The organism is Cuniculiplasma divulgatum (assembly GCA_031200235.1).
Classification (GTDB): domain Archaea; phylum Thermoplasmatota; class Thermoplasmata; order Thermoplasmatales; family Thermoplasmataceae; genus UBA509.
The window spans coordinates 1,186,831-1,208,665 of record CP133595.1; the positions used below are offsets into that span (position 1 = coordinate 1,186,831).

Here is a 21,835-nt window from a genome sequence, read left to right on the forward strand (position 1 = left end):
TGTCAATTGATAGAAACATGTCAATGGTAGGATTTGACAGATTCCTTTTTGCATTCACCATAGGATCGCACATAATTCTTGTGTCAATGAGCATTGCGCTGATTCTTTTGATATCCATACTGGAGTTCCTGTATCTGAGGAACAGGAACAGTTACCACCTGGCCCTAATAAAGCGGCTCAAGAAGGTATTTGTGATCTCATTTGGTGTGGGTACTGCTTCCGGAATAGTTGTGGCTGTTGAACTTATAAATCTCTTTCCCGGTTTCATGACTCTTGTTTCAGAAACCGGCATAATAGGTGCATTCTATGCTGAAATATTCGCCTTCTTCCTGGAGACCATCAGCCTTGTGATCTATGTTTATTTTGAGGGCGTGTTCAGGTGGAAATACACAAACCTGGCACTTTCAATTGTGGTAGCATTCGGGACACTTCTCTCAGGTGTGTTAATAACAATGGTCAATGCCTGGATGAACACGCCAAACGGATTCAACATACCGGTATATCTTTCAACAGGAAAGGTAACAGGGGTTCTTCCTTGGATTGCCTTTGCAACACCCTCAACCTTTGGCGAAATAGCCCACGTCCTCACAACAACAGTTTTTGCCGGTGTAATGCTTATCGGTGCATTTTTCGCTTACAAATATCTGCGGACACGTGACCCGGAGGAGAAGGGAATGTTCAGGTCAATGCTCCGGATTATCAGTGGGGTGTCCATCATTGATATACTGCTTGCAGGTGCTTCGGGATCAAATGAAATGTCAACACTGCTGCAATACCAGCCATTAAAATATGCGGCAATGGACCTCAATCCAACACCTGGAACAGGGTTTTCTGAAAGATTGTTCGGTTACCTGTACAATGGGCACATACTTGATTCCATACAGATTCCGGGGTTGCAGGCCTTCCTTGCAAAGCTAGAGACAGGGATAACCACGCTTCCGGGTCTATCACAGTTCCCGGCAAGCGACTGGCCACCTCTGATGATACACACCACATTTGACATTATGGTGGTTGGGGGATTGTTCCTGGGGCTGTTCCTCTTCATAACCTTCCTCTTCTATGTGTTCAGGAAAGATTTCGTGAAGAACAGGTACATGATGTATTTCCAGATATTCTTTGGTTTCTTTGCACTCCTGGTCTATGAAATCGGATGGGTGACCGATGAGGTTGGCAGGCAGCCCTGGATTGTTTACAACGTGATGAAGGTTTACCAGGCGGCCAATTATTCCACTGGGCAGCTTGTTCCAGGATACTTCATCATTGCGTTCTACCTTGTGCTCATACCGGCAACGTTCTATTTCTTTGCCAGGGTTTTCAATTCAAATCCGGTCAAAGAGGACATGAAGCCGGCAGCAGAAGGGGGTGTTAATTATTAACATTCTGTTTGGCATCAACTTTGCTGTATTTGCTGTATTCGCCGTGCTCATCATAACTGAAATGATGGGTAGCGTTCTGATGCTCATTGCATGGGAGGCAGTCAGGAAGAAGGTTCTGGACTATATTGTCCCTGTCTGGGAAGTGACCGGCACCTTCGGAGCATTCTGGGTTGTTGCATCTGATTTTGCGTATCCAAAGATACTTATCCCGCTGGCAAGCATCTTCTCAGCAGCCATTGCCATATTCCTGATATTGTTTGTGGCCAGGAATTCCACCATAGTGTTCGCGGAATTCATAAAGAAGAAGGGATGGCTGGACGAGAAGAAGCTTTACACTGGTTATTCCATATCCACACTGCTCCTTGGCCTGGTGGTGCTCGTCATAATAACCGGGATAATAGGGGGAAATGGCATTGATTTGAACAGGCTTACGTTCAGCGTATCTGCATGGGCAGGCAATGCTGCATCCTGGCTTTTCATAATCGGTGCCCTCCTGATTGCAGTGGGTCTGGCTCCGGTGTTCTACGATCTTGCGCCCCTCAAGAAACTGGTTGTCCCATTCACAGTCGTGGGCCTTGTGGTTTCGGTGATCTCTCTGGATCTGTTCAAGCATGGATCGCTGCCATTCCTGGTGGCTGTGCCCATAATACTTGCACTGCTGGTTCCTATCCTTTATTATATTCCAAACACGGTGAAGCTGGTAACAAACAAGGTGTTTTTCATTGCGTGGGCATCGGCAGATGTCTTTTCGCTTGAATTCATGGTGTATCCTACAGCCTTTGGCGGAAACATAGACGTGAATAGCCTGATATCATCAGGCCCCATGGCCTCGGCATATGTGGCAATAACGGTTGTTGGGCTTTTAATTCTGGCTGTGCTCATAGCGCTTTATTCAATAGCGGTGTATAGAAAGTCTGCAATGATGGAAAAAGCAGCGAGCACACCTTAAAAATTTATTCTATCCTTGAAAATTCCGAACCGCACATTCATGGCTTTTATTTTCTTTCACTCAAGAATCTTGACAGTCTTGTTTGTTGATCTCATTCCTCTGATGATTTTTATTCTGGATTGTTCAACATTGAAATGAGCGCAAAGTTGCCTTAATACATCGGCATTTGCTTTACCATTTTCTCTAGGCTCGTTGGTGTAAACAGTAAGCTTATTACCTTCGGCAATAATCTGACCATTCCCCCGTTTTACCTTAACCTGAACTATCAATGCATTTTCAGGTGTTGCATTTGATATGATCGGATTAATTTTGTTCATATTTCAGGTACATCGCATTTCTCCGGTTAAATATGAAAGAAAATCGCTTTCAATATATGACCGGTAATCAAGATATCAGGCTTGGAAGATGCTTAACTATCATGTATGGTAGCATTAAAATTGCACTTATTTCATTTCTACTTTAGAGATCTCTGTAACCAAAGCAATATCTTCATGTTTCAGCACATGATCGAACGCTACAGAATCACCTACCCTGATGCATTCCGGCTGAAATCTGTGGATGGGATTTTGCGAAAGATTCTGGATAAGATCCTTGGCTTAAAGGCCATACCAGAAAAGAGGAACGCGTTGCAGGCAGTAAGAAGTGCACTTGTAGATCCCTTATGAAAGAGTGCCTGTTCTTAGTCTAAGCAGAAAGCAGGCACGTGAGTTCCAGCGCACTCCATTTTTAAGATCCGAGTTATTTTGCTGGATCAGCAGAGCGGATCTATTTGAATTTAGAACAGATGCCTGATAAAAAACAAGGTTGTTATGTTTTAACATTATTGTGAAGCTATAATAATCTTGGAAGCAGTAGGACGCCGGATTCCCAATAGAGTGCTCCGACCGGGATTTGGACCCGGGTCGTCGGCTCGAAAGGCCGATATGCTTGGCCGGACTACACCATCGGAGCAGAACAGACCCTAAACCCACATACTTATATGTATTTTTGTAGCAGGTGCCAGTCCATCAGGTCAAAGTAACCTGTATCTGAGGATGGCGCAATAGCCTCCGAAATTACTCACTATCCTGCCAGGATCAGTTCCTGTTCCTATTATGTGCACCCTTGTACCATAGTTTCTCGACTCTTCCAGAAGTTTCCTGCCCTCGGGGGTCCTGAATTTTTCCTCAGAAACAATCAGTGTATCCACGGCGCCAGCTTCAAGTGCTGTCAGAACATCTTCGTATCCGTATGTTCCAAGGCCGTCTGTTCCGACATGCCTCAGAAAGCTCTCCACGAGTCTGGAATCTCCAGAAATTCTGAGGTCCCTGAAAATGGCATCCGCCTCAGGAGTATTCAGGAATTCCCAGACAGCGCCTGCATCTGATCTGTTGGTGGGGTATGTCACCACCCGGAATCCTGTTCCGCCGTATGTTCTGAATGCGTTTACTATCTTTTCTCTGGTGAATCCTGGTCCAAGGATTATTATGGTGCTTCCTTCTGGCAGCATCCTGCGGCATGACTCAACAATTTCCCTGTGAAAATCCTGTTCAGAGAAATTACTTTCGTAAGCTTTGCCTGTGAGATGTGAATCGATCTTGCCTATGCTCTGTATCCCGTATGACTTCAGCATAAGAATCCATGCGGTCTCATCATCTGCGGCGATGAAATAGAATTTCTGTGAAAACTTATTATCCAGGGCCTCAGCCAGGAGTTCACGCTGCTGTTCCAGCCACTGCTGCTTCTTGAGTTCGAAGTTGTCGCCGGGTGATATATTGAATGACTGATGGTCTCCAATGATGTCCTCAGGTCCTTCCCTTATGGTGCCAAGAACCTTCAGATTTCCAGAAAAATCCTGGAATTCAACGCTCTCAGCAACTATGGATGCGGTGACAGGTTTTCGCGGGGATTCCTTGGATCTGTTCATGTCCTGCTGCTTCTCCACCCTTCTCAGGGTTGTCATCCTGACCATGTCTCCAGGATTTATGAGGTTCTTCAGATACCATAAATCATCATCGGAATCTACGTGTACCGTAATCCATTCAGAATCCTTCTTTTCCGTGATCCTCATCTTTCTTTCTCCGCCGTGCCATCAACTATGGACCGGATCTCATTCTTTATTGATGCATAGTGAGTCCCCTCCCAGTAGATCTTTCCGCAGTGAGTGCAAATGTAAACCCTGTTCTGCAACTTCCTGACCCCGGGTGGCAGACTTGCCATGATGGCTGGGTCATCAGTGACCCTGAGCAGACCGTTACAGAGTGGACATCTTGTGAAATAAAGGGATTCATCAGGCGGAAATCTTGCCACGAATTCTCTGAGCTGTTCCACATGCCTGTCAGATTTGATATATATGGAATTTCTGTACCTTACGGAAAGTTCCCTGTCCCTTGTTATTAGGATCAAATCTTCCCTTGAACATGTCTCAATGATTGAATCATCCGCCATGTCAGAGGTTGCATACCCGACATCATAGCCCATCAGGCGTAACCACCTGCACATCTTCCCCAGCATGCTGTCAGCGAAGAATCTCATTTCAGTAGTCTTTCCATCGTCCTGACATATCATTGTCGATGCCCATCAGATCCAGAACCCGAGATACAACAAAATTCACCATGTCACCAGCAGTCTCAGGCCTTGTGTAATAACCTGGCATTGCAGGAGCCACAATCACTCCGTTTGTCGACAGCTTCAGCATGTTTTCAATGTAAATGGAGCTCAGTGGCATCTCTCTTGGTACAATCACCATCCTCCTACGCTCCTTCATGGATACTGCAGCAATCCGTGTGATGAGAGTGTCAGCCATGCCGGTAGCCATCCTTGCAAGGGTGGTGTTGGAGCAGGGAATTATGACAAAACTCCTGAACCTGAAGGATCCGGAACTCACCGGTGCAGCAAGGTCAGAATCATCATAAACATGTTCAGCCAGTTTAGAAAAGTCCTCCAGAGTCAGGTCTGTCTCAGCGGTCATGACCCTTTTCGCACCATCAGAAATGATCAGGTGGCGTTCAAAATTCTTAAGCGATTCAAGGAGCCTGAACGCAAGAACAGTTCCTGAAGCTCCTGTTACGCCCACAACTATCCTATTGTCTCCCTTCAATGAATATCCATAAAAGATGTATATGGGATATATAAGTGATGGTCTCAGCGCTTTCTGTTAAAGTAGAAGTACAGTACGAAGGTTGCGGCGAATATTGCCACGATTATCGCTGCATCCCTGTAATCGTCATAAAGACTGACAACCCTGGGCTTGGACCACGAAAATCCAGGATAAGCACCGGAATCAAGGGCTTTGATGTTTGACAGGTGGCTTCCGCCGCTGGTCACAAGGGACTGCTGGTTCTCAGTCATCTTGAATGCTATGGTGAAGTTCTGGACACTGGGAAAACCAATTGAAGACAGCGCAGTTATAACATCAAGTCCGTAGGGGTTGAGGCCTGTGTATGACAGATCGAACACTATGAGGTCCTGCGTTGAATTTGCGCTCCAGTTGTATGTTACGTATGTGCTGTTATCTATTATATCTGCAAAGAATGAGTTCCACTCCGTAGTGCTGATCGTGTAATGGTTTTCGGTTCCGTTTATATAATAGGTAACTGAGGGCAGACTCGATGGGGGCGGATTCAGTACAGGAGTGCTTCCCATGGCTGATATTGGAGCAACGGCCAGCACAAAAACGAATGCCAGAGCCGCTAGTGAAATGGCTGTCTTGTTTTTCATGAAATTGAATCCGAAACAGATATGAATTTCTCTAAATAAGTTTTTCACTGCAATTTTCCAGATACGGATTCAGTTTCCTCTTCTTGCCATTGATGGATCCATGGCGTATTTCTGGCCATCAGGATCAGCAAGTATGAGGATTTTCCCACGATCTACCAATCTTCTGAGAGCCGATTCCATGGTCTTCTTCCTGATTCTGCCAGCCTTGCCTTTTTTCATAATTTCACGTATGGTTCTGTTTCTCATTTCCATTATGATCTCAGCTGCGGCATCCTCATCTGCGCCATAGGCAACCTGCCTGTATGCGACCAATGATACCGGGATCATGGCTACCAGTGCCTCAGGAATGAAACCGAAAGTGAACACGGTCCTGGTTGTGCTTTTTCCGTGACCGTTAAAATGGACATCAAGGTTCACAGTGTGGTACCCTGGAAGGAGAAAAATGCTCAATGAATCTCCTCCATAGGATTCCCCTGATACAGTCCAAGTGTATCTAAGGTTCTGAAGGTCAGTACCATGAACAACTGGATGAAATTCTGCAAAACCTGATATGATGCTGTATGCAATTCCTATGCCTGTGATCTGAGGATAGTAAGTGACGTTTATTCCTCTAATTTCTGTGCTGTTTATGTTTCCACACATGTCTGTGGCTGTCAGGAATACGCTGTAATTTCCATCGGCATTGAAGTTAATGGTGACATTCCCCCGGCCCGTATATCCAGAATACAGGACTCTTGAATTGCTCATTTTGATCTCAATGTATGCCGGTACGGCATCCATAACAGAAAATGCCAGTTCAGTGGTGTTTGTGCCTGAAAGATTCATGTCTGCAACTCTCACCGATATTGCTGGAGGTCGATCATAGCTGGCTACCATGATGTTCTCCCTGGCAGAATTGTTCCAGAGGTTCCTGGCGTAAAACGTCACGTTGTAAGTTGAATTTCCTTCTGGTAAAGTTATTTCCCCATCTTCGGCAGACTGGATTGCCCACGATCTTCCTCTGCTTATGTTTGCCACGATGGAGATGTTGGCACTGTCCACATCAGGAAAATGCAGCACAGTTGAATTTGTGTATATGACAGGCTTCGGGAAGGATGGCACAACCGGAATTGTGTTGTTCACGCTCAATGATAAGTTACGGGATGAAATCAGGCCGCTACTGCCGATTGCCTCAATATTCATATGATAAGTACCATTCTCGTGGAAAAAGCCACTGCCCTGATCAAGGACAATATTCCAGTTTTTTCCGGTGACCTCCCACTCTCCAATCACATTGCCACAGTAAATGATGGATGCAGATATCCGTGATGTTACATTGCTTGTTGCGTTGATTGTCATGGTGTTATTGCTGGAATCACCATAGAATGAAAGTAAACGGGAACCGGATGTGTTCACACTCAACAGAGGTCGGTATGTTTCGATCCCAAAGCTCCTGGAACCAAGGAATGCAGTTTGACCATCAAGAAGCGTTGCATTGAGCGACAGGACATAATTTCCGTTTGTCAGATTGAGGGTTGTCCAGTTGGTGTCAAGCTGATACGAGAGATTCATAGCGGCACCGTGGACATATAGGTCGTAATATGAAACGTTCTCCACTCCTACCCATTGTACAGTTATGTTGCTCCTGCTGTAGTACGTCCCATTTGTTATACCTATGGAGGTGCTGCCTGAAATGCCCTTTATGGTGGTGTAGTTGAACCATCTGGAATGCACTATTCCGAAGCAGTCTGTATAGTTCACCCAGAGAACCAGTTTCCCCGGGTTGGAGGACACAAACAGCCCGAATGCCAGAGAATTTGTTGTGTACGTTCCACTGTTCCATTGCACGCTTGTTGTGCCATTGCCAGAAGTGCCAGTTATATTTATTGTAAATCCCTGGGACTGGGCGATGTATGTCCCATTGCCTGGATTCACATATATGACAGGTATCTGGCTGTCAATGGAAACCTCCTCATACACTGAGGATGAATAACCGGCCATGTTGCTGGCTGTTACAGTGAGCCGGTATGTCCCGGTGGGAAAAAGTGAGGCATCGATTGTGATACTGCCGTTACTGGCTTTAAGCTCAGTACCGCCAAGGGTCGCATTCAGGCTGTATGTGAGGTTTGAATGCACCGAGTATTCCACGGTAGAATTGTGTGTTATTATTCCTGCAGGCTCCAGACTTATGCCTATACCATCTGTAGACAGTGGCTCAGCGCTGCTGTAGAATATGTATATGTCGCTACCGGCAGCAAGTGTACCGGCAGAGGCATTTTCGTCAAGATAGACTCCGGTTATGTTCTGCACAAAAATGTTGCTGGCGATGGCATAGTACGGGCTCAGGAACTCAGCCTGTCCAGAATCCATGTGCAGTGCAGTGTCTCCGGCCCCTGACCAGGTACTCAGGGATCCGTTGATGATAAGCATCCGGCTGTAATCCTCAGGGTCAAGCATGAATGAATAATGTCCACTGGTTGTTGCGTTCATCAGAACTTCGTATACGCCATCTGTTTCCCAGGCCAGGCTCGTGTTCACAATATTCCCGTTGAATGTCTGTCCAGGAGCCATGGTCATATCCAGTGTTTTATTGAGAATGAAATGAATGGTGTCCCCGGACGAGAGATTGAGATCCATTCCCGTTAGGTTTCCGTGTGACTGGCTCATGGCCACAAGTAAGCTGTCTCTACCAAGAGAGATATTGTATGCTGTGGATGTTCCACTTGTGAAATTGATTGCTACCAGCGAGAAGCGGGAAACCATTACAAAGCTTCCGTGGAGAAAGAAGACTCCAGTGAAATAGGGAAAATGTCCATAGGAGAGTGCACTGGAGACTGAAAGATCTGTCAGGTTAACGGCAATCATGTTCACTTCCGTGCTGTTCCCACAGGCAATATATTCCACGTTGCCAGATACCACAGATACAAAGTTTCCTCCGGAGATAGGCTGTACCTGGGTGAGAATACCTGCAGTCTGGTTTGCGTAATTCCAGTATGAAATAGAAGTTTTGCTGGAGTGCGCAACGAACAGGACATCATTAAGTTCAGGGTCCAGTACCGGGATCGACGCACTTCGAATGTCACCTGTAACATTTCCGGACTGCTGCAATTCGTATGAATAATTTCTGGACTGTAGAGGTGCAAAGCCCGCATCGTGGCTGGTAACATAGAGTTCGTCCAGAGTGATACTGCAGTTGCTACCGCCGACCAGAAGGCTGAAATTCCCGGGGTGTAGTGTACTGTTGACCGGCACAGTCATGGGGAAATTTCCCGTCGAGTTGTATCCACTCTCAATTGAAAAGAATATCTTGTTTGGATACAGGCTGTTCCATGACAATTCAACTGTCTGGAACGCGTCAATTGCTGGATCCGGTCCTACATTTTGAATGGTTTTTCCGTAGATATACTGATGGGAGACGCCATTTTGCTGATCACCGGGCCCAAAAAAGTAGTGGATGATATTGCGGCCGCCCTGCATTATTGCAAGGTTGTCAATAGTTGTCAGCAGATTATCAGCGTCGTTCCACGAGTAAGTGATTTTCATGCTCTCATTTGATGTCCCGTTGAGGTTTATGTAAAAATATTCCGGGCTGGATATGGGTGCGCTTGTATTGATATTGAATCCGGAAACTGGCAATGCGCTACCCTCAACCATGTGTGAATAGGAATTGAGCGGTGTGTTATTGAAGTTCACCCAGCTTGTGTTTGCAGGATACTGGCCAGAGGGAATCTCCGTGAAGTTATAGAGGCCTGGACTGCCGACGGGAGCTTGAATATTTGATCCGGATGAAACTTCAGACGTAAATACCGTAATTGGTATTAATAAACTTAATACTATTAATACCATTAATACCTTAAGTAGCATAGATTAATAAATCACCCTTAAGGGATAAGTTATATAAAAAATATCCATGAACCACCAGAATTGAACTATTATATGCAGGCAGGCAATGGAGTAATAACATGATCAAGGTAGGAATCAATGGTTATGGTACCATCGGCAGGAGGGTCGCTCAGGCAGTGAGATTGCAGAAGGACATGATTGTGACCGGCATAGTGAAAACCAGGCCAGATTATGTGGCTGAATCAGCCATGCATGATTTCAGGATATTTGCCGCTGATGCAAAATCGCTGGAATCCTTCAACAGCTCTTCTATCAAGGCATCCGGTACGCTGGAAGACCTGATCTCTGATTCAGATATAATTGTGGACGCAACTCCTGAAGGAATGGGCAGGAAGAACATTGAAACCTACAGGAAGAATGGAATTAAGGCCATCTTCCAGGGAGGCGAGGATCATGAGATTGCCCAGGCCTCATTCAATGCATACTCAAATTTCATGGATTCCTGGGGAAAGGATTACGTGAGGGTTGTTTCATGCAACACCACTGCCCTTGCCAGGACGGTAACATCTGTTCGGAAATCCTTTGGCGTGAAACATGTCAGTGCCACACTCATAAGAAGGGCCACTGACCCCAATGACAGCTCAAAGGGGCCAATAAATGCACTGGAACCAAGCCTGAAATTTCCGTCACACCACGCACCTGATCTGCAGACAGTCATAGGCAATGTTGATGTTGACACCGTGGCCATAAAGGCACCCACCACACTGATGCATGTCCATGTGGTCAGCATTGATCTGGAAAAGCCAGCGGGTCAGAAGCAGGTCATAGCTGAGATGGGGAAGTACAGGCGAATCATGCTGGTGTCCGGCAAATCAGGACTCACGTCCACAGCACAGATAATGGATATGGCCAGGGAGATGGGCAGATCTCGGTCCGATCTTTATGAAATAGCAGTGTGGAAGGAAAGCGTAAACTTAAAAGGTACGAAACTCAATTACATACAGGCAGTTCATCAGGAAAGCGATGTGGTACCCGAAAATGTGGACGCAATCAGGGCCATGTTCCAGTTAATGGACAGTGAAAAATCCATTTCTGAGACTGATAAGACGCTGAATATTGGAAAAAGGGTGTAACAATGGTTGAAAGCAAGGAGCAGAAGAAATACACAATAGAGGATTTGCCCGGAGTTGGAGAAGCAACAGCAGAGAAGCTTAGGGAGAATGGTTACGATGACATTATGACCATAGCCGTTGCCTCACCCAAGGATCTTTCGGATGTAGCAGGCATCGCTGAGGGAAACGCCTCAAAGATAATAGCCGCTGCCAGAAAATATGCCGATGTTGGCAATTTCGAAACCGGTGAAGAGATACTTGAGCGCAGGAAGGAAGTGAAGAAACTCACCACAGGCAGCAAGAATCTTGACAACCTCCTGGGCGGTGGATTCGAGACACAGTCCATAACGGAATTCTTCGGAGAATTTGGATCGGGCAAGACCCAGATCATGCACCAGGCAGCTGTGAATGCAACAATGCCTGTGGAAAATGGCGGTTTCGATTCAGATGTCCTGATCATAGATACTGAGAACACATTCAGGCCTGAAAGAATCATTCAGATGTCAAAGTTCAGGGGGCTTGATCCGGAAAAGGTTCTGAAGCGCATCCATGTCGCAAGGGCGTATAACTCTCATCACCAGATACTCCTTGCTGAGAGGGCATCGGAACTTGCCAAGGAATTCCCGATCAAGCTTCTCATAGTGGATTCCCTGACATCGCATTTCAGGTCGGAATACATGGGAAGAGGTTCACTGGCTGAGAGGCAGCAGCTTCTTAACAGGCATATGCATGACCTTCTGAAGTTCGGTACTATATACAACGCAGTTATAACAGTGACAAACCAGGTTTCGGCCAGGCCGGATGTATTCTTTGGCGATCCAACTGCGCCAATCGGCGGAAATGTTGTTGGTCACACCGCAACGTTCAGGATATATCTCAGGAAGAGTAAGGGGGGCAAGAGAATTGCCAGGCTCATCGATTCGCCCTATCTTCCTGAAGGAGAGACGGTAATCCAGATCTCCGAGGACGGAGTAATTGATGGAGTGTAAGTAAGACTGGAAAATGTGGAAATACATAAATGACAACTTTGCCAGGTACCCTTCGCAGGTGAAGGTGCTGAGAAAGCTGATCTCACTTGGTCTATCCGTGAGAAAAGATCATGAGAATATGCCCAGGGTGTACTGCGGCGACGTTGAGGTTAAAGCCTCCGCCATTGCTCAGGCACTTGGCGTTGACAGGAGAGCCGTCATTGAAATACTGGGAAAAATAATCAGCGATCCTGAACTTTCCAATTTCTACTCACAGTTGAAACCAATCCCCGATTTCTCAATGGTCAGCTCAAGACTGGGCATGGGAGTGATTCAGATAGTTCCAACCTCTGCAACGCAGCCCGGCATAATTTCAGGTGTTTCACAGGTAATTGCCAGGGAGAACATCAGCATAAGGCAGGTCATCGTGGATGATCCTGAGCTTGTGGACAGCCCGAGGGCAACCATAGTTACGGACAGCCCAATCCCTGGGCACCTCCTGTCTGACCTGAAGAAGATTCCCGGGGTCGAAGCAGTGGTGATACTCTAGGAATACTCCAGGAAATCCAGTATATTTCCCCCATACATAATGTCAATCAGCGCATCTATTCTTTCCCTGACATCATCTGCTGAAGGGGCGACAATATTCACATGGCCAACCTTCCTCCTTTTTTTCGCGTTGTCCTTTCCGTACCAGTAGACCTGTGTCCCTGGTATTTCAAGAATCCTGTTCTTCAAATCCTCGTCCATCTGCCTTCCTATAATATTCACGATGCCGGATGCAGATAGCAATTCCGGTTGCGGCACAGGAAGCCCGGCTATGGCCCTTATGTGCTGCTCAAACTGTGATATTGAGGAACCAAGAAGAGTATGATGCCCTGAGTTGTGGACCCTTGGGGAGAATTCATTTATTATGGGCTTTCCGTCCCTGATGAAGAATTCAATCCCCATGACACCGGTGTAATCCAGTTTCTCAAGAAGTTTCATGGCAACGTCTTTCATGCCGATATCGGGAAACGGGGCTACGTTGTAGAGCAGCATCCCCTTCATGTTAACGTTCAGGGAAGCCGTATGGAAAGCCATCTTTCCGTGGATGTCCCTGGATGCTATGACCGAGGCTTCCTGGCTGAAGTCTACAAATTCCTCCAGCACATATTTGCCCTCCGGCATCCCCTGAGGAATACTGCCGGGTGATACGGGATACTGGCCCTTGCCGTCATAACCACCCATGGCAGTTTTTGCTATTGAGCGATCATATTGGCCGGATGCTTTCCTGAGTTCCCCAAGGCTATGCACAACAGTGAAAGGCGTCACAGGCAGACCGGCATCACGGAGAAATTCCTTTTCAAGCGATCTGTCTCTCTTCAATCTTATGGGAAGCATCCCCGGCTTCAGCTTACCCAGGGAATCAGCATAATCAAGAACACGGTCATCAACATGCTCAAACTCGTATGTCACAACGTCTGATGAATCAACAAAATCTCTGTAGTTATCATAGGTGAAGCCATGGTCCGAGATGCGCACGCCAGGCTTTGAAAAATCGGAATCAATGCTGTTGAATCCGTATCCCAGCTTCCGCCCTTCCAGCACCATCATCCAGCCCAGCTGCCCACCGCCAATGATTCCTATGTTCATTCCAGCTTTTCACCCAGAACCTTTTTTGTCTGGTTTTCCATGAACTTTTTCACTCTTTCGGCAACTTCAGGATACTTTATGCCAAGAATCCTTGCAGCCAGCAGTGCCGCATTCCTTGACCCTCCTATTGCCACAGTTGCCACAGGAATTCCTGCCGGCATCTGCACTATGGACAGGAGCGAATCAATGCCGTTCAAACTCCTAGTCTGAATGGGAACGCCTATTACCGGAAGTGGAGTGAGAGCTGCTGTCATTCCCGGAAGGTGCGCAGATCCGCCGGCCCCGGCTATGATGACCTCAACCCCTCTTGACTGGGCGCTCTTTGCATATTCATACATAAGATCAGGTGTCCTGTGCGCAGAAACTATCCTGTATTCAACCTCAATCCCCAGTTCGCCCAGGACAGTAATGGCATCCCTCATGTGATCGAAATCACTGCTGCTGCCCATTATGACTCCAACTTTTGCCATGCTTAGAAATTTGCAGATGGTATAAAAGGGATTGCAGATTTCTGCCGGGATAGTTCAGCCATCAGGCTGACTGATTTGAGTTTCCCGCCAGTTCCAGCACTTCCTTCACAGTCACGGTCCTGTGGCCCGTGGCCTTTCGTATTCTGTTCATTATTGCCAGGCCGTATCCATTTTCAGGGAAAGGATGAATCACCGCCATGTTATAATCGCCCAGGTCAAGCTGCCTGAAGGCAGAGAATAGGTTGTGCCCCACCTGTCTGAGGTCAGTCATGCTCCCCAGCCTGAGGCACTGATCACTGCGGCATAGCTCATCGGCACCAATGGCAAGGATCCCCAGATGGCAAAGGTCAAGGTTCACAAGTGCCCTGAAGTCTTCAACGCTGTGCATGAGGAAGAAGGGCTTTTCGGGCGCGTAGTGCCTGTACTTCATGCCCGGCGTTATTGCAACATTGCTTTCCACAGTGCCTCTGGCAGCATCTGATATTTCAATGCTTCCGAAGACTTCCTGCAGGCTCTCAACAGTTGTGGATCCTGCCCTGAGAAGCCTGGGAGGAGACGTTGTGAGATCAAGTATTGTGGATTCCAGTCCGAAGCTGGTTTTTCCGGAATCGTAAATGAGATCAACCCTTCCAGACATTTCTAGGATGGCATCCTGCGAATCAGTTATACTGGGCCTGGTGGAAAGGTTTGCACTTGGGGCGGCTATGGGAACGCCTGAGGCAGATATAAGCTCAAGTGCCAGTCTGTTGTCCGGCATTCTCACTGCAACAGTTGGCTGCCCTGCAGATACGGCGGCAGGAACCGCATCTGACTTCTCAAGCAGCACAGTCAGAGGCCCGGGCCAGAAGCGCATCAGACTCTCCCGGAGTCTGGAATCGGGAAGAACGGCTATGTCATCAAGCATTTCAAGTGAGGATATATGAAGTATCAGGGGGTTGTCTGCAGGCCTGCTCTTGGCCGTGAATATCTTCAGGCATGCTTCCTGGTCAAGGCCGTTGGCTCCAAGACCGTAAACGGTTTCAGTTGGGAAGATCACGGTACCTCCGGCAAGAATGACCTCAGCGCCAGAATGGACAGCCTCCGGATCAGGTCTGTTCTGATCGGCCTTAACTATGCGGGTATGGAATGGCATTATCCGCAGATGATTTTCTGACATATTACCTTGACCATTAAATGATCATCCCATGGCACATACAGAAGCAATGTAAAGGGCGTCTGGCATTGCAGAGGTTGCCGTACACTTCAATGCAACTGCAAAGGTTAAACTACCAAGAGGGGCATGTTGACGCATGAATACGGTAGCAGAATTGATAATAGATGCCCTGGTGAAATCCGGAGTGAAGAGGATATACGGATTACCAGGGGATTCCCTGAATCCTCTCATGGATGCCATAAGAAGGAACACAGCCATTGAGTTCATACAGGTGAGGCATGAGGAGGGTGCGGCACTGGCCGCATCATTTGAAGCAAAATATACAGGTGACATTGCAGTCTGCATGGGGACTTCCGGGCCAGGATCAATACATCTCCTCAACGGACTTTACGATGCAAAGATGGAAGCCTCTCCAGTTCTTGCATTGACCGGCCAGATAGAGACGGACCTCATTGGGACGGACTATTTCCAGGAGGTTGACATGATGCATCTCTACAGCGATGTCTCCGTATTCCAGGCAAGAATAATTAATCCTGATTCCGCGGGACATCTGGTGAAAAGAGCCATATTCGAGGCGCGCACACATCCGGGTGTTGCCCACCTTGATCTTCCTGTGGACATACTGAGATCGCAGGCAAAACTGCAGGATGACTATGGCATGACTGAAAGGCCCGCAGTGTCAATGGAACCCGATCTGGGAGCCATAGTGAAGGCCGTGGACCAGAGCCAGCATCCTGTCATAATGTACGGGAGAGGGGCAGCTGGCTGTGCGGATGGCCTGAAGGATCTCTCCACAAGGATCGGGGCACCCCTCATATATGCACTGAACGGCAAGGGTATACTTTCGGATACGGATCCGCGTGTTATGGGTGGACTTGGTTTACTGGGTACCAGACCATCAGTTGCTGCCATGAAGAAAGCCGATCTGGTCGTACTCATAGGCACATCCTTCCCATATGTCCAGTTCCTTCCGGAAGGCGTGAAGTACATTCAGGTGGATTCGAACCCCCTGAAGATCGGCAAGAGGGTCAGGCCTGATCTTTACTGTGTCTGCGATGCTGGCGTATTTCTGAGAAAATTGAAGGTTCAGGAGAAGCAGAAGAAATATTACGATGATCTGCGGCAGGAGAAGGAGAAATGGCTGGAAAACCTGAAGGCCGTTGAGGAGGGCAAATCAGACCCCATAAAGCCTGAGGCGGTTGTTTCAGCAGTTTCCAGTAAGCTTCAGGACAATGCTGTGATAGTGGCAGACACCGGCAACGTTACTGTCTGGGCAGCCCGTAATCTCAGACTGAAGGAGGGACACAGGTTCCTGTTCTCGTCATGGCTCGGGACCATGGGGGCAGGCGTGCCGGGTGCAATTGGTGCATCTTTTGCCTCGGGAAGGCCCGTACTGGCCATAGTTGGAGACGGGAGTTTCGCCATGACCATGATGGAACTCATAACTGCAAGGAAATATTCAAGGCCCGTCAAATACATAGTTTTCAACAACTCAAAGCTTGGAATGATCAAGTTTGAGGAAGAGGTCATGGGCTATCCGGAATTCGGTGTGGACCTTTACAACCCGGATTTCGAAGCCCTGGCAAGGAGCATTGAAATAGAAGCCTTCACCGCCAGGAAATATTCGGAACTGGATGCTGCCCTGACAGAACTTATGGCGGCCAGGGGTCCTGCTGTTCTCAATGTTTTTGTGGATTCCAACGAAAGGCCAATGCCGCCAAAAATAAATATGGAGCAGGCAAAGGGTTACGTAACATCAATACTCAGGGAGAAATTCAGCGGAATCTGATTCTTGTGAACTGAATCTCCCGAATCATTTATTAATTCAAAGATGCTTTGCAGAATTGCATGAAAATAGAAAAATACGACATAGAGCTCAATATCGACTTCAGAAAACTTGAATATACCGGGGTAGAAAAGATCACCCTAGCAGGAGAGGGCGACACGTTTTTCCTTAACTCTGTGGGAATTGACATCCATGAGATATCATCCCGCGGAAAACCCATTAAATTCACAATCAACAGCAAGGATGAAACGGTTAACACAGATCACAAGCTGGGCCCTACTGAAACCATTGAGGTGAAATTCTCTGCCAGAGTGGGTGAGACGCTCATGGGTCTCTATGTGGCCAAATATGGCAATGATCATATGATCACCACACAGTTTGAATCCACAGGTGCCCGACAGGCGTTTCCCTGTGTGGATCATCCAAATTACAAGGCTGTGTTCTCCCTGAAGCTTGTCATTGACAATGATCTGGAGGCCATATCCAACATGCCGGTGGCTTCAACTGAGAAAGCAGGGGATAAGAAGAGAGTCATATTCAATGACACACCAAGGATGTCCACTTATCTGCTGTACATCGGCGTGGGCAAGTTTGACAGCATAAGCAGGAAGATGGGGCATATTGACGGATATCTGACAGCACCACGGGGAAGGCTCATGAGCAATGATTTTCCCCTTGTGGAGGCAGACCATGTCATTGCCAAATACGAGGACTATTTCGGGATAAAATATGTGCTGCCCAAGCTCCACCTGATTTCTGTGCCGGAGTTCGGTGCAGGCGCAATGGAGAACTGGGGAGCAATCACCTTCAGGGAACTGGTCATACTGGTGAACGACAGGACAAGCGCCTCCGTGAAGCATCGCGTGTCAGAGGTAGTTGCCCATGAACTTGCGCACCAGTGGTTCGGAGACCTTGTGACAATGGAGTGGTGGAACGATCTATGGCTCAACGAGAGCTTTGCCACATTCATGTCATTCAAGATGGTTGACGAACTTCACAAGGACTGGTACATGTGGGGGGACTTCTTCATGACAGAGACGGCGGGTGCACTCAACGGTGATTCGCTCCAGAATTCACATCCAATAGAGGCAGAGGTGAAGACCCCTGATGATATAGCCCAGATATTCGACGAGATAAGCTACGGAAAGGGTGCAAGCATACTCAGGATGATAGAGGGATATGCAGGCAAGGACAACTTCAGGAATGGCATAAGGAAATACCTGAAGGATCATGAATACGGCAATGCAAAGGGTTCAGACCTCTGGGAATCAATAGAGAAGGCATCAGGAATGCCAGTGTCAAGGATAATGGAGGCATGGATAAAGCGCATGGGCTATCCCGTGGTAAGGGTAACAAGGACTGGCGGCAAAATCAGGCTGGAGCAGAAGAGGTTTCTCATGCTTGGAAAACCAGGGAAAGAAAAGTGGCCGGTGCCGCTCACTGTGGTGAGAGATTCAGGATTGGAATCACTGCTCATGGAATCCGAATCAATGGAAATTGATGCCAAAGGATTCATAAAACTCAACTCAGAGAACACAGGTTTTTACCGTGTTATCTATGACGAGGCCTCAATGGAATCCCTCAGGCACAGCTTCGGCAGGCTTGGCTACATGGACGTCCTGGGGCTGCTCACGGACAGTTTTGCACTCCTGAAGGCAGGGGAAATAAATCTGGACCGCTACCTGTCAGATCTGGCAATATTCATGGGCAACACCCATCCCACAGTGGCCCACGAGATAAGCGGGGAACTCATGACGCTGCACCTTCTGATGCCGGAGGAGGAAAAGATAACAAAGACTGCCAGGGATTATCTCCGCAGGCAGGCAGATTCACTGGGCAGGCATAAGGAAGGTGAACCGGATTCCACATCAGTCCTCAGGGAATCAGTAACGATGGCACTTGCCCTTGTGGACCACGACTATGCGTCTGAATTATCTGCCCTCTTCAGAAACTTCTCCGATGTGGAATCTGACCTCAAGTCTGCAGTGGCAATTTCCTATGCCATGGTCTCCAATGATTTTCAGGGTCTGCTGTCAGCTTTCAAAGTCTCGGATTCTGATGAGGATCGCATTAAGATCCTCATGGGCCTCGCTTTCCTCACTGGCCAGGAGAACCACAGGAAGTACCTTGAACTGGCGAAGAGCGGTGAGGTGAAGAAACAGGACGTAATGAGGGTGTACATTTACATGGCAATGAATCCGGAGGCAAGGGAAGCGGTCTTCCAGAACCTTGATGATGCTGTTGCCATTGTTGAGAAGTATTTCGAGGGCACCGGATATACTGGGACCATGCTTGAAAGTGTTGTTCCGTTCGTTGGGCTGGGACGTGAGGAGCAGATGAAGAAGAAGCTGGAATCCTTGGAGAAACCCTCATTTGCCAAGGGTGTGAAGAAGAGCCTTGAAACCCTTGAGATATATTCACGCCTTGTAAAGGGTAAGGGGAAGTGAATGAACCGTTCCGAGAGGGTGGATCCAAACTCTGGCCTCACAATTGAGAACTATTCCATTAGTATGATCATCGACAGCGGCAGGCACACATACCGGGGAACTGAGGAGATACGCTTCAGACCAGCCAGTGATAAGCTGGTCCTTGACAGCGTGGATCTGTCCATAGCAGATGCATATCTGGACGGCAAAGCAGTGAAGCCAACAGATGCACGGGAAAGCCAGACCGTGGTGTTCAGCTGCACCCCGGGAAAGGACTCTGTGCTGAAGATAAACTTCAGTGGTGCCATCCCCAGGCTCCTGACAGGCTTCTATCTGGCAAGGTATGGCAACGCAGATGTTTTCACCACGCAGTTTGAATCCAATGGAGCGAGACGGGCATTTCCATGTGTGGACCATCCTTTCTACAAGGCAACCTTTGATCTTTCCCTTGATATAGACAAAGATCTTGATGCCATATCCAACATGCCGGTGAAATCAGTGGTAGAGAATGGCGGAAGGAAAACCGTGGTCTTCGGCAGGACACCACGGATGTCCACATACCTGCTTTACATAGGTGCAGGGAAGTTTGATTTCAGGTCAGTAATGCACGGCAGCACCGAGATCATCCTGGCAGCACCCCATGGGGGGCTCACCAGATCAGACTTTCCGGTTGAAATTGCAGGCAGGGTGCTGGAACTTTACGGGGAATACTTTGGGATACCATACATGCTGCCCAAGCTCCACCTGATTTCCGTGCCGGAGTTCGGTGCAGGCGCAATGGAGAACTGGGGGGCAATCACTTTCAGGGAGATATATCTGTCCATAGATGATTCCACCGGATCATCCAACTACAAGAGCATTGCGGAAGTCATAGCGCACGAGCTGGCGCACCAGTGGTTCGGGGACCTCGTGACAATGGAGTGGTGGAACGATCTATGGCTCAACGAGAGCTTTGCCACATTCATGTCATACAAGATCATAGATGTCATAAAACCTGAATGGGATGCCACCGGCGATCTCATAAACCTGAGAACCGAGGGTGCCCTGAAGAACGATGCGCTGAAGAATTCACACCCCATTGATGCAACCGTCAGGGATCCGGAGGAGATTGCCCAGATATTCGACGAGATAAGCTACGGAAAGGGTGCAAGCATACTCAGGATGATAGAGGGATATGCAGGCAAGGACAACTTCAGGAATGGCATAAGGAAATACCTGAAGGATCATGAATACGGCAATGCAAAGGGTTCAGACCTCTGGGAATCAATAGAGAAGGCATCAGGAATGCCAGTGTCAAGGATAATGGAGGCATGGATCAGAAGAAAGGGTTATCCGGTTATTCTGGCCAGCCGTGACGGCGATGCAGTGAAACTGAGGCAGGAGCAGTTCCTCCTTGATGGAAGCAGCACAAACGAGACCTGGCCAGTACCTCTCACAATTGTAAGGGAAAACGGAACAGAATCCGTGCTTATGGAAGATCGTGAAATGAAGATTCCAGCAGCTGGATTCATAAAGCTGAACAGCGACTTCACAGGCTTCTACAGGACGGTATACGACAGCGGCCTGTTTGCGTCTGTTTCAGAAAGCAGGAACAGCCTGTCGGGGCATGATCTCTGGGGTCTTGCGAACGATCTGTATGCTGCACTGCAGTCCGGCAGGATTCCGTACGGTGATTATATGGGGGGCATCATGTCCATATGGGATGCCACTGATCCACTGGTTCTCCAGGAGATCAACAGCCAGATGAACTCGCTTTACCTGCTGAAGCCCCACAGCAAATCGGTGAGGGAAGCTGCAATGAAGTTTGCCTCCATGCACCTGGAACGGCTGGGAGAAAAACATCCCGGTGAGGAGATCAACATCTCAATAGCAAGGGCCGCCCTCTCATTGACCCTGTCTCTGGTTGATGACAGGTTTGCGGCAGCCATGGCGGAAAAATTCAGCAGATACTTCAGCCTTGATCCGGACATAAGGCAGGTTGTGGCCATAAGCTATGCGAGGACAACAGGGGATTTCGATTCCCTGAAGGAAACACTGGCCAGATGCGTAACGGACGAGGATCGGACAAAGATAATTGGTGCAATGGGCTGGCTGGGGAAGCCCGAGTCACTTGGCAGCGCACTGGATCTCATCAGGAACGGCCAGGTGAAAAAGCAGGACACGGGGAGATTCTACATCTCGGCGGCAAACTGCCCGGATTCAAGGGAATTCCTCCTGACAAACTTTGATTTCATGGTTCGCCAGCTCAAGGAGGTCTTCGTGGGATCAAGGGTACCGTCAAGAACCATAGAGGCAACGGTGCCCCTCATAGGAATCGGCAGAGAGGCTGAGATGAGGCGCCTGCTTCAGGGATATACATCACCGGATCTCCAGACAGGAGTTAAAAAATCACTTGAGGGTCTGAATGTCAATATAAGGATGGCAAAGGCCATTCCTTAG

At 48.0% G+C, this 21,835-nt stretch carries 17 protein-coding genes and 1 tRNA gene; 8 read left to right on the forward strand and 10 right to left on the reverse strand.

The window, feature by feature from the left end:
* Nucleotides 1-17 precede the first annotated feature (17 nt).
* Both RE469_06215 and RE469_06220 read left to right on the forward strand, forming a co-directional pair.
* Nucleotides 18-1,376 carry a cytochrome ubiquinol oxidase subunit I gene (locus RE469_06215; GenBank protein ID WMT43797.1) on the forward strand — a complete coding sequence of 453 codons (1,359 nt, stop codon included), beginning with the start codon at nucleotides 18-20 and terminating at the stop codon, nucleotides 1,374-1,376.
* A complete protein-coding gene (locus RE469_06220) occupies nucleotides 1,363-2,325 on the forward strand; it encodes a hypothetical protein (protein WMT43798.1) in 963 nt (320 codons plus the stop codon). Before RE469_06215 ends, RE469_06220 begins: the two co-directional genes overlap by 14 nt.
* Nucleotides 2,326-2,381: 56 nt before the next feature.
* On the opposite strand, the gene RE469_06225 is transcribed toward RE469_06220, so the two are convergent.
* The 7 genes from RE469_06225 to RE469_06255 form a co-directional block, all read right to left on the reverse strand.
* Entirely contained in the window at nucleotides 2,382-2,642 is a 261-nt protein-coding gene (locus tag RE469_06225; GenBank protein ID WMT43799.1) for a DUF167 domain-containing protein, read from the reverse strand.
* A gap of 559 nt (nucleotides 2,643-3,201) precedes the next feature.
* Nucleotides 3,202-3,276, reverse strand: a tRNA-Glu gene (locus tag RE469_06230).
* 61 nt (nucleotides 3,277-3,337) lie between these two features.
* Nucleotides 3,338-4,375: a pelota family protein gene (locus tag RE469_06235; protein WMT43800.1), complete on the reverse strand. Its 1,038-nt coding sequence runs from the start codon at nucleotides 4,373-4,375 to the stop codon at nucleotides 3,338-3,340.
* Nucleotides 4,372-4,872, reverse strand: coding sequence for a DUF5615 family PIN-like protein (locus tag RE469_06240; GenBank protein WMT43801.1), 501 nt, complete (start codon nucleotides 4,870-4,872; stop codon nucleotides 4,372-4,374). The genes RE469_06235 and RE469_06240 overlap by 4 nt, the downstream gene beginning before the upstream one ends.
* Nucleotides 4,841-5,404 (reverse strand): flavin prenyltransferase UbiX, encoded by a 564-nt coding sequence (locus tag RE469_06245; protein WMT43802.1) that lies wholly within the window; start codon nucleotides 5,402-5,404, stop codon nucleotides 4,841-4,843. Before RE469_06245 ends, RE469_06240 begins: the two co-directional genes overlap by 32 nt.
* Before the next feature lie 44 nt (nucleotides 5,405-5,448).
* Complete coding sequence (locus tag RE469_06250; GenBank protein ID WMT43803.1) at nucleotides 5,449-6,024, reverse strand: hypothetical protein; 576 nt, start codon at nucleotides 6,022-6,024, stop codon at nucleotides 5,449-5,451.
* 69 nt (nucleotides 6,025-6,093) lie between these two features.
* Nucleotides 6,094-9,849: a hypothetical protein gene (locus RE469_06255; protein WMT43804.1), complete on the reverse strand. Its 3,756-nt coding sequence runs from the start codon at nucleotides 9,847-9,849 to the stop codon at nucleotides 6,094-6,096.
* A 116-nt stretch (nucleotides 9,850-9,965) separates the two neighbouring features.
* Between RE469_06255 and RE469_06260 the strand changes: the two genes are divergently transcribed.
* Genes RE469_06260 through RE469_06270 form a run of 3 tightly spaced genes read left to right on the forward strand, consistent with a single transcriptional unit; the run spans nucleotide 9,966 to nucleotide 12,476 of the window.
* A complete protein-coding gene (locus RE469_06260; GenBank protein WMT43805.1) occupies nucleotides 9,966-10,979 on the forward strand; it encodes a type II glyceraldehyde-3-phosphate dehydrogenase in 1,014 nt (337 codons plus the stop codon).
* Nucleotides 10,980-10,981: 2 nt separating this feature from the next.
* A complete protein-coding gene (gene radA, locus RE469_06265) occupies nucleotides 10,982-11,947 on the forward strand; it encodes a DNA repair and recombination protein RadA (GenBank protein WMT43806.1) in 966 nt (321 codons plus the stop codon).
* A gap of 13 nt (nucleotides 11,948-11,960) precedes the next feature.
* Nucleotides 11,961-12,476 carry an ACT domain-containing protein gene (locus RE469_06270; GenBank protein ID WMT43807.1) on the forward strand — a complete coding sequence of 172 codons (516 nt, stop codon included), beginning with the start codon at nucleotides 11,961-11,963 and terminating at the stop codon, nucleotides 12,474-12,476.
* Here RE469_06270 and RE469_06275 read toward each other — a convergent pair.
* The 3 genes from RE469_06275 to RE469_06285 all read right to left on the reverse strand — a co-directional run bounded on the left by RE469_06275 (nucleotide 12,473) and on the right by RE469_06285 (nucleotide 15,163).
* Nucleotides 12,473-13,561, reverse strand: a complete 1,089-nt coding sequence (locus RE469_06275; GenBank protein WMT43808.1) for a 5-(carboxyamino)imidazole ribonucleotide synthase — start codon at nucleotides 13,559-13,561, stop codon at nucleotides 12,473-12,475. The two genes, RE469_06270 and RE469_06275, sit on opposite strands and share 4 nt — an antisense overlap.
* Entirely contained in the window at nucleotides 13,558-14,031 is a 474-nt protein-coding gene (gene purE / locus RE469_06280) for a 5-(carboxyamino)imidazole ribonucleotide mutase (protein WMT43809.1), read from the reverse strand. The genes RE469_06275 and purE overlap by 4 nt, the downstream gene beginning before the upstream one ends.
* Before the next feature lie 61 nt (nucleotides 14,032-14,092).
* The gene (locus tag RE469_06285) at nucleotides 14,093-15,163 is read right to left on the reverse strand and encodes an L-threonylcarbamoyladenylate synthase (protein WMT43810.1); all 1,071 of its coding nucleotides are present in this window, start codon (nucleotides 15,161-15,163) and stop codon (nucleotides 14,093-14,095) included.
* A 157-nt stretch (nucleotides 15,164-15,320) separates the two neighbouring features.
* On the opposite strand from RE469_06285, the gene RE469_06290 reads away from it, so the two are divergent.
* From RE469_06290 to RE469_06300, 3 genes are read left to right on the forward strand one after another with little or no spacing between them, the layout of a single operon-like run.
* Entirely contained in the window at nucleotides 15,321-16,973 is a 1,653-nt protein-coding gene (locus RE469_06290) for a pyruvate oxidase (protein WMT43811.1), read from the forward strand.
* Nucleotides 16,974-17,032: 59 nt separating this feature from the next.
* Nucleotides 17,033-19,417, forward strand: coding sequence for a M1 family metallopeptidase (locus tag RE469_06295; protein WMT43812.1), 2,385 nt, complete (start codon nucleotides 17,033-17,035; stop codon nucleotides 19,415-19,417).
* Complete coding sequence (locus RE469_06300) at nucleotides 19,418-21,835, forward strand: M1 family metallopeptidase (GenBank protein ID WMT43813.1); 2,418 nt, start codon at nucleotides 19,418-19,420, stop codon at nucleotides 21,833-21,835.

What these genes read in the sequence shown, in the direction of transcription:
- RE469_06215 (WMT43797.1), top strand. Translation starts at nt 18, where the DNA reads ATGTCAATGGTAGGATTTGACAGATTCCTTTTTGCATTCACCATAGGA.
- RE469_06225 (WMT43799.1), bottom strand. Translation starts at nt 2,642, where the DNA reads ATGAACAAAATTAATCCGATCATATCAAATGCAACACCTGAAAATGCA.
- RE469_06235 (WMT43800.1), bottom strand. Translation starts at nt 4,375, where the DNA reads ATGAGGATCACGGAAAAGAAGGATTCTGAATGGATTACGGTACACGTA.
- RE469_06240 (WMT43801.1), bottom strand. Translation starts at nt 4,872, where the DNA reads ATGATATGTCAGGACGATGGAAAGACTACTGAAATGAGATTCTTCGCT.
- RE469_06250 (WMT43803.1), bottom strand. Translation starts at nt 6,024, where the DNA reads ATGAAAAACAAGACAGCCATTTCACTAGCGGCTCTGGCATTCGTTTTT.
- RE469_06255 (WMT43804.1), bottom strand. Translation starts at nt 9,849, where the DNA reads ATGGTATTAATAGTATTAAGTTTATTAATACCAATTACGGTATTTACG.
- RE469_06260 (WMT43805.1), top strand. Translation starts at nt 9,966, where the DNA reads ATGATCAAGGTAGGAATCAATGGTTATGGTACCATCGGCAGGAGGGTC.
- radA (WMT43806.1), top strand. Translation starts at nt 10,982, where the DNA reads ATGGTTGAAAGCAAGGAGCAGAAGAAATACACAATAGAGGATTTGCCC.
- RE469_06270 (WMT43807.1), top strand. Translation starts at nt 11,961, where the DNA reads ATGTGGAAATACATAAATGACAACTTTGCCAGGTACCCTTCGCAGGTG.
- RE469_06275 (WMT43808.1), bottom strand. Translation starts at nt 13,561, where the DNA reads ATGAACATAGGAATCATTGGCGGTGGGCAGCTGGGCTGGATGATGGTG.
- purE (WMT43809.1), bottom strand. Translation starts at nt 14,031, where the DNA reads ATGGCAAAAGTTGGAGTCATAATGGGCAGCAGCAGTGATTTCGATCAC.
- RE469_06285 (WMT43810.1), bottom strand. Translation starts at nt 15,163, where the DNA reads ATGCCATTCCATACCCGCATAGTTAAGGCCGATCAGAACAGACCTGAT.
- RE469_06290 (WMT43811.1), top strand. Translation starts at nt 15,321, where the DNA reads ATGAATACGGTAGCAGAATTGATAATAGATGCCCTGGTGAAATCCGGA.
- RE469_06295 (WMT43812.1), top strand. Translation starts at nt 17,033, where the DNA reads ATGAAAATAGAAAAATACGACATAGAGCTCAATATCGACTTCAGAAAA.
- RE469_06300 (WMT43813.1), top strand. Translation starts at nt 19,418, where the DNA reads ATGAACCGTTCCGAGAGGGTGGATCCAAACTCTGGCCTCACAATTGAG.